Below are 12954 nucleotides of genomic sequence, written 5' to 3'. Positions count from 1 at the left end.
AAAGGCCGTGACCTGACCCGCAGTTTGCAGCTTCACATGATGCCCCACTAGATTCTGAGGAATGGCACATTCCCACGTGAAGCGGGCGTTCAAGTACCGCTTCTACCCGAGCGATGCGCAGGCGGCTGAGCTGTCGCGCACATTCGGATGCGTGAGGAAGGTCTACAACATGGCGCTCGCCGCCCGCACCGAGGCATGGACGCGGCAGGAGCGTGTGAACTACAACGCCACCTCCGCGATGCTGACGGCGTGGAAGAAGACCGAGGAGCTGGCGTTCCTCAACGAGGTCTCTTCCGTGCCGATCCAGCAGTGCCTTCGGCACTTGCAGACGGCGTTCACTCACTTCTTCGGCAAGCGGGCCAAGTACCCCCGCTTCAAGTCCCGGAAGAAGTCGCGGAAGTCCGCCGAGTACACCACCAGCGGCTTCCGCTTCCTCGACGGTCGGCTCACGCTCGCCAAGATGAGGGAACCGCTGGACATCCGGTGGTCCCGAACCCTCCCCAAGGGCGCGAGCCCTTCGACGGTGACCGTGTCGCAGGACGCGGCCGGGCGCTGGTTCGTCTCCCTGCTGTGTGACGACCCGAGCGTGGAGCCGCTTCCCGCCACGGACAAGGCTGTCGGTATCGATGTCGGCCTGGATCACCTGTTGACTCTCTCCACCGGGGAGAAGATCGCCAACCCGAGGCACGAACGCAAGGACCGTGCCCGGCTCGCCCTGGCTCAGCGCCGCATGGCGAAGAAGGCCAAGGGATCGAACAACCAGGCCAAGGCCCGCCGTAAGGCGGCCAAGGTCTACGCCCGGATCGCCGACCGCAGGCGTGATCACCTGCATCAGCTCACCACTCGGCTCGTGCAGCTTGGTGGTGAACCCACCGCGTGAGCGTCCTAGGCCATGATCGCCAGGCTCGATGCAGACACCGCCCGGTGGTTCCTTCTAGGAATCCGCCGCACCATCCCGGACAAGGCTGACCAGGTCCGCAACCGCCGAAAGCTCGGCTACCGCGGCGGTCGGCCCCCGCACTTCGACCCTGATGACTACCGCGAGCGTCACGCGGTCGGATGCGGAATCAACCGTCTGAAGGTGCGACACGAAGTCGCACACGTTAAGTGGGAAAGCCGCGAAGGAAGGAGACATGTGCTGACCCCGGATTAGTGTCCGCAATCCGTTCCCGCGCTCACATGCGCCGCTGGTAACGGCGGTGTGTGAAGCTGAGCGTTCAAGCCCAAGGATTCCCTGGCCATCGGGGAACAACAGGTGAGGGAAAGGCTGGACGGGTGAACCGCGTGAACCCCCGTTGATGTCTCGTAAGGTTGAAGCCGCCCGATGGTTTGCAAACAGTGGCTATAGAACCCGGCGTTGGAAGATGCCAGGCGACTCCCGAGGACTTTAGGTCGGGAGGAGGACACCGCCGGTTGAGTCAGCGTCGCAGGACGCGTACACCTCCGCCAATGGACAAGATCAGCCTTACTCTGGCAGCCCGTCAGAAGGGACTTTGTCCGCTCTGCGGTCAGGCGCTCATCGTTGGTGCTGAATATGAGCCGGAAAGTCCACACGAGTGGATCGACTGGTTCGACGCGATGAAGAAGCGGTTACACAAACACCACTTCACCTACCGAAGAGACGGCGGATCTGATGAAGTAAAGAATCTTCGACTCGTTCACTCCGAATGCCATCAGCAGCTTCATGCACGAGATGGCAGCAACAAATAGCAGATTCTGTGAAGTGTTTGGGCTTGCTTGAGCCGTGGTGCCTGGAAACAGGCATGCCCGGTTCTGAGGGGGCCGGGTCGTGGCAACATGACCCGGCTACCCGACCAGTCCCGGGCCGTGGCCACCCGCTATGACAAGCGCGGCTACGTCTTCCTCGGCACCGCAACCACCGCGGCTCTACTCATCTGGCTTCGGGGCTGAGTCCCGACCTCACAAGGCGATCGGCCGGTACGTCAGGGCCTGACCGACTACCTCATCAGCCGAAAGCTCCCGCTCCGGCGGCCAGAAGATCAAGTCGCTGACATAACCGGACGGACATGCCAGGGCTCTGTCGAGCCTGTCCAACCAGCCGTCCACCTCGTCGTCAGAGGCGTAGTCCGCTTCCATGATCCGCTGCACGAGCGCGACCGCCTCCGCGCGAGTCATCTCCACAGCACCCATCACGTCCCTCCGCCGACTCACCCTAACGAGACGCGTGATCGCCCGGACAGCTCCTAGAGCCGTCCGGCGATTGAGGACGAGGCCCGTTCAGGGCCGCAAGGGGGGTCTGGGGGCGCAGCCCCCAGGGCGGCCCACACCGACGCGGGCCCACCGCGACACCAACGGTCCGTTCAAGACCGCGGCCCTCCGGAGGACCCCCGCACCATCAACTCCCCCCGCACCGTCGCGATCCCGCCCGCCGGCGCCTCCTCCCGCCCCGTCGCGACCCGCCCCGCCCGCGCCCCCGCCTCCGCCAGCGGCAGCCGGACCGTGGTCAGCGCGGGCACCGCGTCGATGCTGAACGGCAGGTCGTCGAAGCCGGCCACGGACACGTCGTCCGGGATCCGCAGCCCCGAGTCGCGCAGCGCCGCGCACGCGCCCAGCGCGACGGTGTCGTTCGCGGCGACGACCGCGGTCAGCGTCGGGTCCCTGCGCAGCAGCTCCAGCGTGGCCTCGTACCCGGCCTGCCGGTCGTAGCGGCCGTGGACCGTCCAGCGGGGGTCCTCCTCGATGCCGTGCGCGGCGAGCGCGGTGCGGTGGCCCTCCAGCCGGTGCCGCGTCGTGGTCCGTTCCTCCGGACCGGCGATGTAGCCGAGCCGCCGGTGCCCGAGCCCGATCAGGTGCTCGGTCAGCTCACGGCCGCCCCCGCGGTTGTCGAAGGTGAGCGCGATCGCCCCGGTGTCCGGCGCCGGCGGCCGTCCGCACAGCACCACCCGCGTCCCGGCCTCGACGAGCCTGCGCAGCTTCGCCGCCACGGCCGTCTGGTGGGCCTCGTCCTCCATCGCGCCGCCGGTCAGCACGACCGCCGCCGCCCGCTGGCGCTGCAGCAGCGTGAGGTAGGTCAGCTCGCGCTCCGGGGTGCCGCCGGTGTTGCAGACCACGGCGAGTCTCTCGCCGCCCGCTCTGCCGCCGGGACCGCCGATCTCGGACTGGACGGCGCCGGCCATGATGCCGAAGAACGGGTCGGCGATGTCGTTGACGAGGATGCCGACCAGGTCGGACGTGGCCGCCGCCAGCGCGCTCGCGGGGCCGTTGAGCACGTAGTCCAGCTCGTCGACGGCCTTGAGCACCCGTTCCCGGGTGGAGGCGGCCACCGGATAGTTGCCGTTCAGCACGCGCGACACCGTCGCGGGGGAGACCTGGGCGCGGGCCGCCACGTCCGCCAGTGTCACCGTCATGTCCTCGTCCTCCGCATCGCGCGTGTGCCGAACGCCGTCCCGGGTGACCTTACGGCCACCGCCCGCCGGTGTTCGTCCCCTCGAACAACTCGCCCCGGCTGCGGTCTTGTCCAGACCACCGGTCACAGGCTAGCTTCGTTCTACATAGAAAGCGCTTGCTGTACGGCTCGAGCTCGATCCGCGGCTTGCGGCATGCTCGTACGAAGGGAATGACGTGACACGCAAGACGGTGCGTATCGCCATGAACGGTGTGACCGGACGCATGGGCTACCGCCAGCACCTCGTCCGCTCCATCCTGGCCCTGCGCGAACAGGGCGGCCTCGACCTCGGCGACGGCACCGTGCTGTGGCCGGAGCCGGTCCTGGTCGGCCGCCGCGAGCACGCGCTGCGGGCGCTGGCCGAACGCCACGGACTCGACCACGTCTCCACGGACCTCGACGCGGTCCTGGCCGACGACGGCATCGACATCTACTTCGACGCCCAGGTGACCTCGGCCCGCGAGGAGGCGATCAGGAAGGCGATCGCCGCGGGCAAGCACATCTACACCGAGAAGCCGACGGCCACCGGCCTCGACGGCGCCCTGGAACTGGCCCGGCTGGCGAACGCGGCCGGCATCAAGCACGGCGTCGTCCAGGACAAGCTCTTCCTGCCCGGCCTGCTCAAGCTGAAGCGCCTCGTCGACGGCGGCTTCTTCGGGCGGATCCTGTCCGTGCGCGGCGAGTTCGGCTACTGGGTCTTCGAGGGCGACTGGCAGGAGGCGCAGCGCCCGTCCTGGAACTACCGCAGCGAGGACGGCGGCGGCATCGTCGTCGACATGTTCCCGCACTGGGAGTACGTCCTGCACGAGCTGTTCGGCCGGGTGAAGTCCGTCCAGGCCCTCACCGCCACCCACATCCCCGAGCGCTGGGACGAGAAGGGCAAGCCCTACGACGCCACCGCCGACGACGCCGCCTACGGCGTCTTCGAGCTGGACGGCGGCGCGATCGCGCAGATCAACTCCTCCTGGGCGGTCCGCGTCAACCGCGACGAACTGGTCGAGTTCCAGGTCGACGGCACCGAGGGCTCCGCCGTCGCGGGCCTGCGGGGCTGCCGCGTCCAGCACCGCTCCGCCACCCCCAAGCCGGTGTGGAACCCGGACATCCCCGCCACCGAGGTCTTCCGCGACCAGTGGCAGGAGGTCCCGGACAACGGCGAGTTCGACAACGGCTTCAAGGCCCAGTGGGAGCTGTTCCTCAAGCACGTCTACGCCGACGCCCCCTACCAGTGGGACCTGCTGGCCGGCGCCCGCGGCGTGCAGCTCGCCGAGCTGGGTCTCAGGTCCTCCGCGGAGGGCCGCCGCCTCGACGTACCGGAGATCGCGCTGTGACCCTCCACCTGCCGAGCGCCGACGGCACCCTGCGCGCCTACGAGCCCCGCACCGCACCCCCGCCCGTCTCGGGAAACGGAGCCGGAAGCGCTTTCACCTCCCGTACGGTCTTCTCGGCCGCGCACGTCGTCGCCGACCCGTACGCGGACACCAGTCCCGACGGGCCCGTCGCCGTCGACTGGGACGCCACCCTCGCCTTCCGCCGCCACCTGTGGTCCCACGGACTCGGCGTAGCCGAGGCGATGGACACCGCCCAGCGCGGCATGGGCCTGGACTGGCCCACGGCGGCGGAACTGATCCGCCGCTCCGCCGCCGAGGCGAAGGCGGCCGGCGGCCGCATCGCCTGCGGTGTGGGCACGGACCAGCTGACCGCGACCGCCACGGCCACCCTCGCGGACGTTCGGTCGGCCTACGAGGAACAGCTCGCCGTCGTGGAGGAGTCGGGCGCCCAGGCCATCCTGATGGCCTCCCGCGCCCTCGCCGCGACGGCCAAGGGCCCGGACGACTACCTGGAGGTCTACGGCCACCTCCTCCGCCAGGCCGCCGAACCGGTGATCCTGCACTGGCTGGGTCCGATGTTCGACCCGGCCCTGGAGGGCTACTGGGGCTCGTCCGACCTGGACACGGCGACCGACACCTTCCTGGAGGTCATCGCCGCCCACCCCGACAAGGTCGACGGCATCAAGGTCTCCCTGCTGGACGCCCGGCGCGAGGTCGACCTGCGCCGCCGCCTGCCGCGGGGCGTGCGCTGCTACACCGGCGACGACTTCAACTACCCGGAGCTGATCGCGGGCGACGACCAGGGCTTCAGCCACGCCCTGCTCGGCATCTTCGACCCGCTGGGCCCGCTGGCCGCCGAGGCGGTCCGGGTGCTCGACACCGGGGACACGGACGGCTTCCGCGCCCTCCTCGACCCCACCGTCGAACTCTCCCGCCACCTCTTCCAGGCCCCCACCCGCTACTACAAGACGGGCGTGGTCCTGCTGGCCTGGCTGGCCGGCCACCAGAGCCACTTCACGATGGTCGGCGGCCTCCAGTCGGCCCGCTCCCTGCCACACCTCGCCCGCGCCTACGAACTCGCCGACGGACTCGGCCTGTTCCCCGACCCGAAGCTGGCCGAGGAGCGCATGCGGAACCTGCTCGCGCTGTATGGGGTGAACGCATGAGCGACACCGACCTGACGCGCTTCAGCATCAACCAGATGACGGTCAAGCAGCTCTCCCTGCCCGAACTGACCGCGGCCTGCCGCGAACTGGGCATCGGCAACGTCGGCCTGTGGCGCGAACCCGTGCAGGCCTACGGCGTCGAGGCGGCCGCCAAGCTGGTCCGCGACGCGGGCCTGGCCGTCACCACCCTGTGCCGCGGCGGCTTCCTCACGGCCGTCGACCCCGGCGAACGCGCCAGGGCCCTGGCCGACAACCGCCGCGCCGTCGACGAGGCCGCCGCCCTCGGCACCGACACCCTCGTCCTGGTCTCGGGCGGTCTCCCCGCCGGCGACAAGGACCTGCGGGCCGCCCGCGAGCGCATCGCGGACGCGCTGGCGGAGCTGGGCCCGTACGCCGAACGGCACGGCGTGCGCCTCGCCATCGAGCCGCTCCACCCCATGTACGCCGCCGACCGCTGCGTGGTCTCCACCCTCACCCAGGCGCTGGACCTCGCCGAACGCTTCCCGGCCCACCAGGTCGGCGTCACCGTCGACACGTACCACATCTGGTGGGACGACCGGGCGCCCGAGCAGATCGCCCGGGCCGGCGCGGGCGGCCGCATCCACACCTTCCAGCTCGCCGACTGGACGACCCCGCTGCCCGAGGGCGTCCTCAACGGCCGCGGTCAGATCGGGGACGGCGCCATCGACATGCGGGAGTGGAAGGGGTACGTCGAGGCGGCCGGATACACGGGTGCCATCGAGGTCGAGCTGTTCAACGAGGGGCTGTGGGCGCGGGACGGACGGGAGGTGCTCGCCGAGACGGCGGCCCGGTTCGCCGCGCACGCGGGAGACGCCGCGGACACGCCGCCCGGAAAATAAGTCCGGCGCCCCGTGCAACCCTCCCGCCCTCCGGCGGGTCGTACCTGGCATCGGAACTCCCGTGGGGGTACCCGGGGGGGAAAATCCACGGAGTTCTGAAGGGGAGGGGAAACCCGAGAGGGCCCGGTCGTCGACGACCGGGCCCTCTCAAACTTCTCCACACCGGTCCTCGGACCCTAAGAACCGGACCTCAGAACCCGGACCTCAGAACCGGACCCTCAGAACCGGGCCCTCAGAAGAAGACCCCGCACCGCAGCAGCACATTGGCGTACGGCCGCGCCTCCCCGGTGCGCACGATCAGCCGCGCGCCCGCCGACAACTCCTTGAGCCGCTCGTGCGGGACGAGTTCCAGCGCGGGGAAGAGCCCGTCGAGCAGTGCGGCGCACTCGGCGTTCGCCTCCCGGACCTCCGTCGCCGCCGTCGCGCCCTCGACGACCAGCTCGGCGAGCAGGCCGTCCACCACCTCCGCGAAGGACGGCACCCCGGCCCGGAAGGCCAGGTCGACGACGCGCGGCCCGTCCGGAACGGGCATCCCCGCGTCGCACACCAGGACGCCGTCCCCGTGCCCCAGCCCGGCGAGGGCACCCGCGAGGTGGCGGTTGAGTATGCCTGCCTTCTTCACAGCGCCCCGGCCCCCAGCGCCTCGGCCTCCGCCGCCGTCGGGTACGACTCCTGCGCCCCCGCCTTCGTGACCGCCGCCGCGCCCACCCGGGCCGCGTACGCCGCCGCCTCGGCCAGCGACTCGCCGGTGCCGAGCCGCCAGGCCAGCGCCGCGGTGAACGCGTCGCCCGCGCCCGTCGTGTCCACGGCGTCCACCTTCACCGACGGCACCCGGACCACGCCCTGGGCCGCCGACGCGACCAGCGCGCCCTCGGCGCCCAGCGTCACGACCACCGAGCGCGGACCCTTGGCCAGCAGGACGCGGGCCCAGTCCTCGGGGCGGTCGCCGACCAGGGAGTCGCCGAGGATCACCTTCGCCTCGTGCTCGTTGACGATCAGCGGGTCGCAGGCGGCCAGCACCTCTTGAGGGAGGGGACGCGGCGGCGACGGGTTCAGCACGAAACGGCTGTCCGGCGCGAGCGAGCGCACCACCTCCACGACCGTCTCCAGCGGGATCTCCAACTGCGTGGAGACCACCCGGGAGGCGTGGAAGAGGCTGGCCGCGGCCCGGACGTCGCCCGGCGCCAGCCGGCCGTTGGCGCCCGGCGAGACCACGATGCTGTTGTCCCCGGACGGGTCGACGGTGATCAGCGCCACGCCGGTCGGGGCGCCGCCCACCAGCACACCGACCGTGTCGACGCCGGCCGCCCGCTGCGAGTCCAGCAGCAGCCGGCCGTAGTCGTCGTCGCCCACCCGGGCCAGCAGCGCCGTGCGGGCACCGAGCCGGGCGGCGGCGACGGCCTGGTTGCCGCCCTTGCCGCCCGGGTGGACGGCCAGGTCGGAGCCGAGCACCGTCTCGCCCGCCGCCGGCCGCCGCTCGACACCGATCACCAGGTCGGCGTTGGCCGACCCGACGACCAGCAGGTCGTAGTCGTACATCAGTCGTTCTCCGATTCGAGTGATTCCCGCTGATTCCCGCTGATTCCCGCTGGTTTCCGCCGGGTCCCGAGGGCCGGTCTCAGCCGCCGAAACCGGCCACGTTCTCCTTGGTGACGACCTTCACGGGCACCTTCACCGTCTGCTCCACCTTCTTGTCCTCGGCAGCCCGCACCGCGTTCTGTACGGCGATCCTGCCCAGTTCCTTCGGCTGCTGCGCCACGGACGCGTACAACGTGCCGTCCTGGACCGCCTTCAGCCCGTCCGGGGTGCCGTCGAAGCCGACGACCTGGACCGACTTGCCGGCCTTCGAACCCAGCGCCTTGATCGCGCCCAGCGCCATCTCGTCGTTCTCCGCGAAGACGCCGTCGACGTCCGGGTGCGCCTGGAGCAGGTTCGTCATCACGTCCAGGCCCTTGGTGCGGTCGAAGTCCGCGGGCTGCTTGGCGACGACCTTGATGCCCGGGTACGCCTTGAGCCCGGCCGCGAAGCCGGCCCCGCGCTCCCGGCTGGCGGAGGTGCCGGCCTGGCCCTGGAGGATGACGATCGTGCCCTTGCCGCCGAGCTTCTCGGCGAGCGCCTTGGCGCCCAGCTCACCGCCCTCGACGTTGTCGGAGGCGACCAGCGCGGACGTGTCCGCCTTGTTGACGCCGCGGTCCACGGCGATGACCGGGATGTCGTCCTTGTTCGCGGAGCGCACCGAGGGACCGGCGGCGTCGGAGTCCACCGGGTTGACGATGACCGCGGACAGGCTGCCGCTGACGAAGTTCTGCAGCTGGTTGGCCTGCTGGGAGGCGTCGTTCTGGGCGTCCGTGACGGTCAGGTCCACGCCCAGCTTCTTCGCCTCCTCCTCCGCCCCGTTCCTGATCTGCACGAAGAACGGGTTGTTCAGCGTGGACAGCGACAGCCCTATCTTCTGGTCCTTGCCGCCGGAGGAGCCGTTGTGCAGCAGCGAGGTCGCGCCCACCACGGCCACCGCGACGACGGCCGCGATCACGTACGTGAGTGCCTGCTTGCCCCGGTTGCCGCCGCCCGACGCCCCGGCCGCCGGAGTGACCGCGCCCGCCTTGCGCCGCAGCGTGTCGAAGAGCACCGCGAGCGCGATGACGACACCGATGACGACCTGCTGCCAGAACGCGGAGACGGACAGCAGGTTGAGGCCGTTGCGCAGCACCGCGAGGATCAGCGCGCCGATCAGCGTGCCGGACGCCTTGCCGGTGCCGCCCGCCAGCGAGGCACCGCCGATGACGACGGCGGCGATCGCGTCCAGCTCGTAGCCCTGTGCGGCCTGCGGCTGCGCGGAGGAGAGCCGGGAGGCGAGCACGATGCCCGCGGCGGCGGCGAACAGACCGGAGAAGGCGTAGATGGCGAGCTTCTGCCGCTTCACCCGCAGCCCGGACAGCCGCGCGGCCTCCTCGTTGCCGCCGATGGCGTACATGGACCGGCCGATGTAGGTCCGGCCGAGGACGAACGCCGTGATCAGCCCCATCACGATCATCACGAGCACCGGCACCGGCAGCCACCCGCCGAGCGTGTCACCGAGGTGCGAGACCGAGTCCGGGAAGGCGATCGGCGAACCCTGCGAGATGACCAGCGACAGACCGCGCCCCACCGACAGCATGGCGAGCGTCGCGATGAACGGCGGCAGCTTCCCGTACGAGATGAGGAAACCGTTCACCAGACCGCAGGCGATGCCCGTCAGGACGGACAGCAGCACCGCGAGGGCGACCGGAATCCCGGCCTCGGTGGCGCTCCAGGCCAGCACGGTGGCCGACAGCGCGGCGACCGAACCGACCGACAGGTCGATGCCCGCCGAGACGATGACGAAGGTGACGCCGAAGGCGAGGATCGCGGTGACGGCGGCCTGGACGCCTACGTTGAGGAGGTTGTCGGCGGTCAGGAAGTCCCCGGACAGCGCCGACATGACGATGACGAGGACGATCAGCGCGGTCAGCGCGCCGTTGTCGAGCAGCAGGCGGCGCAGCCCGCTCGTGGCGCCCTGCGCGCCCGGCTTGCTCTTGAGCGTGTCAGTGGCCACGGGAGGCCTCCGTTCCATCCGTTCCGTCGCTGTGCGGGGAGTTGCTGGTGTGCGTACTGACGGCGAGCGCCATCACGGCGTCCTGGGTGGCCTGTTCGGCGCTGAGTTCACCCGCGACCCGCCCCTGCGCCATGACGACCACGCGGTCGCTCATGCCGAGCACCTCCGGCAGGTCGCTGGAGATCATGAGCACGGCGGCACCGGCGGCCGTCAGTTCGTTGATGAGCTGGTAGATCTCGACCTTGGCGCCGACGTCGATGCCGCGCGTCGGCTCGTCGAGGATCAGCACCTTGGTGTTCGCCAGCAGCCACTTGCCGATGACGACCTTCTGCTGGTTGCCGCCGGACAGCGTGCGCACGTGCTGCCCGAGCCCGGCCATCCGCACGCCGAGCTGCCCGGCGATCCGCTCGGCCGCCGCGTGCTGCCCCTTGAGGTCGACGAGCCCGGCGCGGGCGGTGGACCGGAGCGTGACGAGTCCGAGGTTCTCCGCCACGGAGGCGTCGAGCACGAGCCCCTGTCCCTTGCGGTCCTCGGGCACGAGCCCGATCCCGGCGGCCATGGCGGCGTTCACGTCGTGCCGCCGCAGCGGCGCACCCGCGACGTGCACGGCCCCGGCGTCGTACGGATCGGCGCCGAACACCGCCCGGACCACCTCCGTACGCCCGGCCCCGACCAGCCCCGCGATGCCGACGACCTCACCGGCCCGCACCTCGAAGCCGATGTCGTGGAAGACCCCGTCCCGCGTCAGCCCCTCCACCTTGAGCAGGGCCTCACCGGCGTCGGTGCGCTCACGCGGGTACTGCTGCTCGATCGACCGCCCCACCATGAGCCGGACCAGCTCGTCCTCGGGCGTGGAGGCGGGCACCTGCCCGACGCTCCGGCCGTCCCGGATGACGGTGACCCGGTCGCCGAGCGCGGCGATCTCCTCCAGGTGATGGGTGATGAAGACGATGCCGACACCGTCCTCGCGCAGCCGCCGCACGATCGCGAACAGCTTCTCGACCTCCTCGGAGGTCAGCACGGCGGTCGGCTCGTCCATGATGAGCACGCGCGCGTCGAGGCTGAGCGCCTTGGCGATCTCGACCATCTGGAGCCGGGCGATGCCGAGTTCACGCACCCGCGTACGGGGAGACACGTTGACCCCCACCCGCTTCAGCAGCACCTCGGCGTCGGCGTCCATCCGCTTCCGGTCGATCATGCCGAGCCGGCGGGGCTGGCGTCCCAGGAAGATGTTCTCGGCGACCGTCAGGTCGGGGACGAGGTTGAACTCCTGGTAGATGGTGGCGATCCCGAGGCGCTCGGAGTCCTGCGCACCGTGGATGCGCACCTCCTCACCCCCGGCCAGGATCCGCCCGGCGTCGGGCGTGTAGGCGCCGGAGAGCATCTTGATGAGCGTGCTCTTGCCCGCGCCGTTCTCACCGAGGAGCACGTGCACCTCGCCCCGGCGCAGGTCGAAGTCGACGCTGTCGAGCGCGACCACGCCGGGGAAGGTCTTGCGGATGCCCTCGATGCGCAGCAACTCGTCCGGACTGCGGCTGCTCACGGCGTACTCCTTCGTACGGGGGACGGGGACGGGGGGTGTTGTTCGGAGGGCGGCTCGCCGCACGAGCGGCGTACGACGAGCCGGGCCGGCAGGGCGACGGACTCACCGGCCCGCCCCGCGATCCGCTCGACGAGCGCGCGTACGGCGGCCCGCCCGAGCTCCCGGGTGGGCTGGGCGATCGCGGTGACCGGCGGATCGGTGTGCACGAACCAGGGGATGTCGTCGAACGCGGCGAGCCCGATGTCCTCGGGGACGCGCAGCCCGCGGGCGCGTACGGCGTCCAGCGCGCCGAGCGCCATCAGGTTGTCGGCGGCGAAGACGACCTCGGGCGGCTCGGGCAGTTCGAGGAAGCCCTCGGTGACCCGGCGCCCGCTGCCGGCCCGGAAGTCGCCCTGGCCGATGTAGGCCTCGGGCAGGGGAAGCCCGTACGCGCCGAGCGCCTCGCGGAAGGCGTCGACGCGCTCGCGTCCGGTGGTCGTGGCGGCCGGCCCGGCGATGATCGCGAGCCGCCGGTGCCCGAGCCCGTGCAGATGCGCGACGAGATCCCGTACGGCCGCCCGCCCGTCCGACCTGACGACGGGCACGTCCACGCCGGGGATCCACCGGTCGACGAAGACCATCGGCGTCCCGGCCCGCGCGGCGTCCAGCATGCGCGGGGAGCCGCCGTCGGTGGGGGAGACGAGGAGCCCGTCGATCCGCCGGTCCAGGAGCGTGGTGACGTGGTGGTCCTGGAGGTCGGGCCGCTCGTCCGCGTTGCCGATGATGACGCTGTAGCCGAGCGCGCGGGCCTCCTCCTCGACGGAACGGGCCAGCTCGGTGAAGTACGGGTTCATGACGTCGCTGATGACCAGGCCGAGGGTGCGGGTCTGGTCGGTGCGCAGCGACCGGGCGAGGGCGTTCGGACGGTAGCTCAGCGTCTCGACGGCGGCCAGCACGCGGGCGCGTGCGGCGGGGCTGACCGACGGGTGGCCGTTGAGCGCCCGCGAGACCGTCGCGACGGACACGCCTGCCTCGGCGGCGACGTCCTTGATACTCGCCATCGTCGTTCCACCTCCTCGTGGAATCGATTACACGGAG

At 70.8% G+C, this 12954-nt stretch carries 12 protein-coding genes and 2 pseudogenes; 7 read left to right on the top strand and 7 right to left on the bottom strand.

The window, feature by feature from the left end; translation table 11 throughout:
• Nucleotides 1-61: 61 nt before the first annotated feature.
• The 4 genes and pseudogenes from C4J65_RS10825 to C4J65_RS36565 all read left to right on the top strand — a co-directional run.
• Nucleotides 62-856, top strand: a pseudogene (locus C4J65_RS10825) (transposase); the annotation flags it as partial.
• A gap of 36 nt (nucleotides 857-892) precedes the next feature.
• A complete protein-coding gene (locus C4J65_RS36570; protein WP_240330401.1) occupies nucleotides 893-1153 on the top strand; it encodes a hypothetical protein in 261 nt (86 codons plus the stop codon).
• A gap of 296 nt (nucleotides 1154-1449) precedes the next feature.
• Nucleotides 1450-1710 carry an HNH endonuclease gene (locus tag C4J65_RS10815; RefSeq protein WP_115742226.1) on the top strand — a complete coding sequence of 87 codons (261 nt, stop codon included), beginning with the start codon at nucleotides 1450-1452 and terminating at the stop codon, nucleotides 1708-1710.
• A gap of 87 nt (nucleotides 1711-1797) precedes the next feature.
• Nucleotides 1798-1911 (top strand): annotated as a pseudogene (locus C4J65_RS36565) (IS5/IS1182 family transposase); the annotation flags it as partial.
• 9 nt (nucleotides 1912-1920) lie between these two features.
• Here the strand turns inward: C4J65_RS36565 and C4J65_RS10810 are convergent.
• Together C4J65_RS10810 and C4J65_RS10805 are read right to left on the bottom strand one after the other, a co-directional pair.
• On the bottom strand, nucleotides 1921-2151 hold the full coding sequence (locus C4J65_RS10810; protein WP_115742225.1) for a bacteriocin immunity protein: 231 nt from the start codon (nucleotides 2149-2151) through the stop codon (nucleotides 1921-1923).
• A gap of 170 nt (nucleotides 2152-2321) precedes the next feature.
• Nucleotides 2322-3368 carry a LacI family DNA-binding transcriptional regulator gene (locus tag C4J65_RS10805; protein ID WP_115742224.1) on the bottom strand — a complete coding sequence of 349 codons (1047 nt, stop codon included), beginning with the start codon at nucleotides 3366-3368 and terminating at the stop codon, nucleotides 2322-2324.
• Between the two features lie 214 nt (nucleotides 3369-3582).
• Between C4J65_RS10805 and C4J65_RS10800 the strand changes: the two genes are divergently transcribed.
• Genes C4J65_RS10800 through C4J65_RS10790 form a run of 3 tightly spaced genes read left to right on the top strand, consistent with a single transcriptional unit; the run spans nucleotide 3583 to nucleotide 6760 of the window.
• Nucleotides 3583-4734 carry a Gfo/Idh/MocA family oxidoreductase gene (locus C4J65_RS10800; RefSeq protein WP_162833128.1) on the top strand — a complete coding sequence of 384 codons (1152 nt, stop codon included), beginning with the start codon at nucleotides 3583-3585 and terminating at the stop codon, nucleotides 4732-4734.
• Nucleotides 4731-5900 carry a dihydrodipicolinate synthase family protein gene (locus C4J65_RS10795; RefSeq protein ID WP_115742223.1) on the top strand — a complete coding sequence of 390 codons (1170 nt, stop codon included), beginning with the start codon at nucleotides 4731-4733 and terminating at the stop codon, nucleotides 5898-5900. Before C4J65_RS10800 ends, C4J65_RS10795 begins: the two co-directional genes overlap by 4 nt.
• On the top strand, nucleotides 5897-6760 hold the full coding sequence (locus C4J65_RS10790) for a sugar phosphate isomerase/epimerase family protein (protein ID WP_115742222.1): 864 nt from the start codon (nucleotides 5897-5899) through the stop codon (nucleotides 6758-6760). The genes C4J65_RS10795 and C4J65_RS10790 overlap by 4 nt, the downstream gene beginning before the upstream one ends.
• Nucleotides 6761-6992: 232 nt before the next feature.
• On the opposite strand, the gene rbsD is transcribed toward C4J65_RS10790, so the two are convergent.
• The 5 genes from rbsD to C4J65_RS10765 all read right to left on the bottom strand — a co-directional run bounded on the left by rbsD (nucleotide 6993) and on the right by C4J65_RS10765 (nucleotide 12917).
• Complete coding sequence (gene rbsD / locus C4J65_RS10785) at nucleotides 6993-7382, bottom strand: D-ribose pyranase (RefSeq protein ID WP_115742221.1); 390 nt, start codon at nucleotides 7380-7382, stop codon at nucleotides 6993-6995.
• On the bottom strand, nucleotides 7379-8299 hold the full coding sequence (locus tag C4J65_RS10780) for a ribokinase (protein ID WP_115742220.1): 921 nt from the start codon (nucleotides 8297-8299) through the stop codon (nucleotides 7379-7381). The genes rbsD and C4J65_RS10780 overlap by 4 nt, the downstream gene beginning before the upstream one ends.
• Nucleotides 8300-8378: 79 nt before the next feature.
• A complete protein-coding gene (locus C4J65_RS10775; protein ID WP_115742219.1) occupies nucleotides 8379-10334 on the bottom strand; it encodes a substrate-binding domain-containing protein in 1956 nt (651 codons plus the stop codon).
• The gene (locus C4J65_RS10770; RefSeq protein ID WP_115742218.1) at nucleotides 10324-11877 is read right to left on the bottom strand and encodes a sugar ABC transporter ATP-binding protein; all 1554 of its coding nucleotides are present in this window, start codon (nucleotides 11875-11877) and stop codon (nucleotides 10324-10326) included. Before C4J65_RS10770 ends, C4J65_RS10775 begins: the two co-directional genes overlap by 11 nt.
• Nucleotides 11874-12917, bottom strand: coding sequence for a LacI family DNA-binding transcriptional regulator (locus tag C4J65_RS10765; protein WP_115742217.1), 1044 nt, complete (start codon nucleotides 12915-12917; stop codon nucleotides 11874-11876). Before C4J65_RS10765 ends, C4J65_RS10770 begins: the two co-directional genes overlap by 4 nt.
• Between the last annotated feature and the right edge of the window lie 37 nt (nucleotides 12918-12954).

Origin of the sequence: Streptomyces sp. CB09001, assembly GCF_003369795.1 — a bacterium.
Classification (GTDB): Bacteria; Actinomycetota; Actinomycetes; order Streptomycetales; family Streptomycetaceae; genus Streptomyces.
This window is presented reverse-complemented; position numbering and strand designations above follow the sequence as displayed.

What these genes read in the sequence shown, in the direction of transcription:
- C4J65_RS10765 (WP_115742217.1), bottom strand. Translation starts at nt 12,917, where the DNA reads ATGGCGAGTATCAAGGACGTCGCCGCCGAGGCAGGCGTGTCCGTCGCG.
- C4J65_RS10815 (WP_115742226.1), top strand. Translation starts at nt 1,450, where the DNA reads ATGGACAAGATCAGCCTTACTCTGGCAGCCCGTCAGAAGGGACTTTGT.
- C4J65_RS10780 (WP_115742220.1), bottom strand. Translation starts at nt 8,299, where the DNA reads ATGTACGACTACGACCTGCTGGTCGTCGGGTCGGCCAACGCCGACCTG.
- C4J65_RS10790 (WP_115742222.1), top strand. Translation starts at nt 5,897, where the DNA reads ATGAGCGACACCGACCTGACGCGCTTCAGCATCAACCAGATGACGGTC.
- C4J65_RS36570 (WP_240330401.1), top strand. Translation starts at nt 893, where the DNA reads ATGATCGCCAGGCTCGATGCAGACACCGCCCGGTGGTTCCTTCTAGGA.
- C4J65_RS10805 (WP_115742224.1), bottom strand. Translation starts at nt 3,368, where the DNA reads ATGACGGTGACACTGGCGGACGTGGCGGCCCGCGCCCAGGTCTCCCCC.
- C4J65_RS10810 (WP_115742225.1), bottom strand. Translation starts at nt 2,151, where the DNA reads ATGGGTGCTGTGGAGATGACTCGCGCGGAGGCGGTCGCGCTCGTGCAG.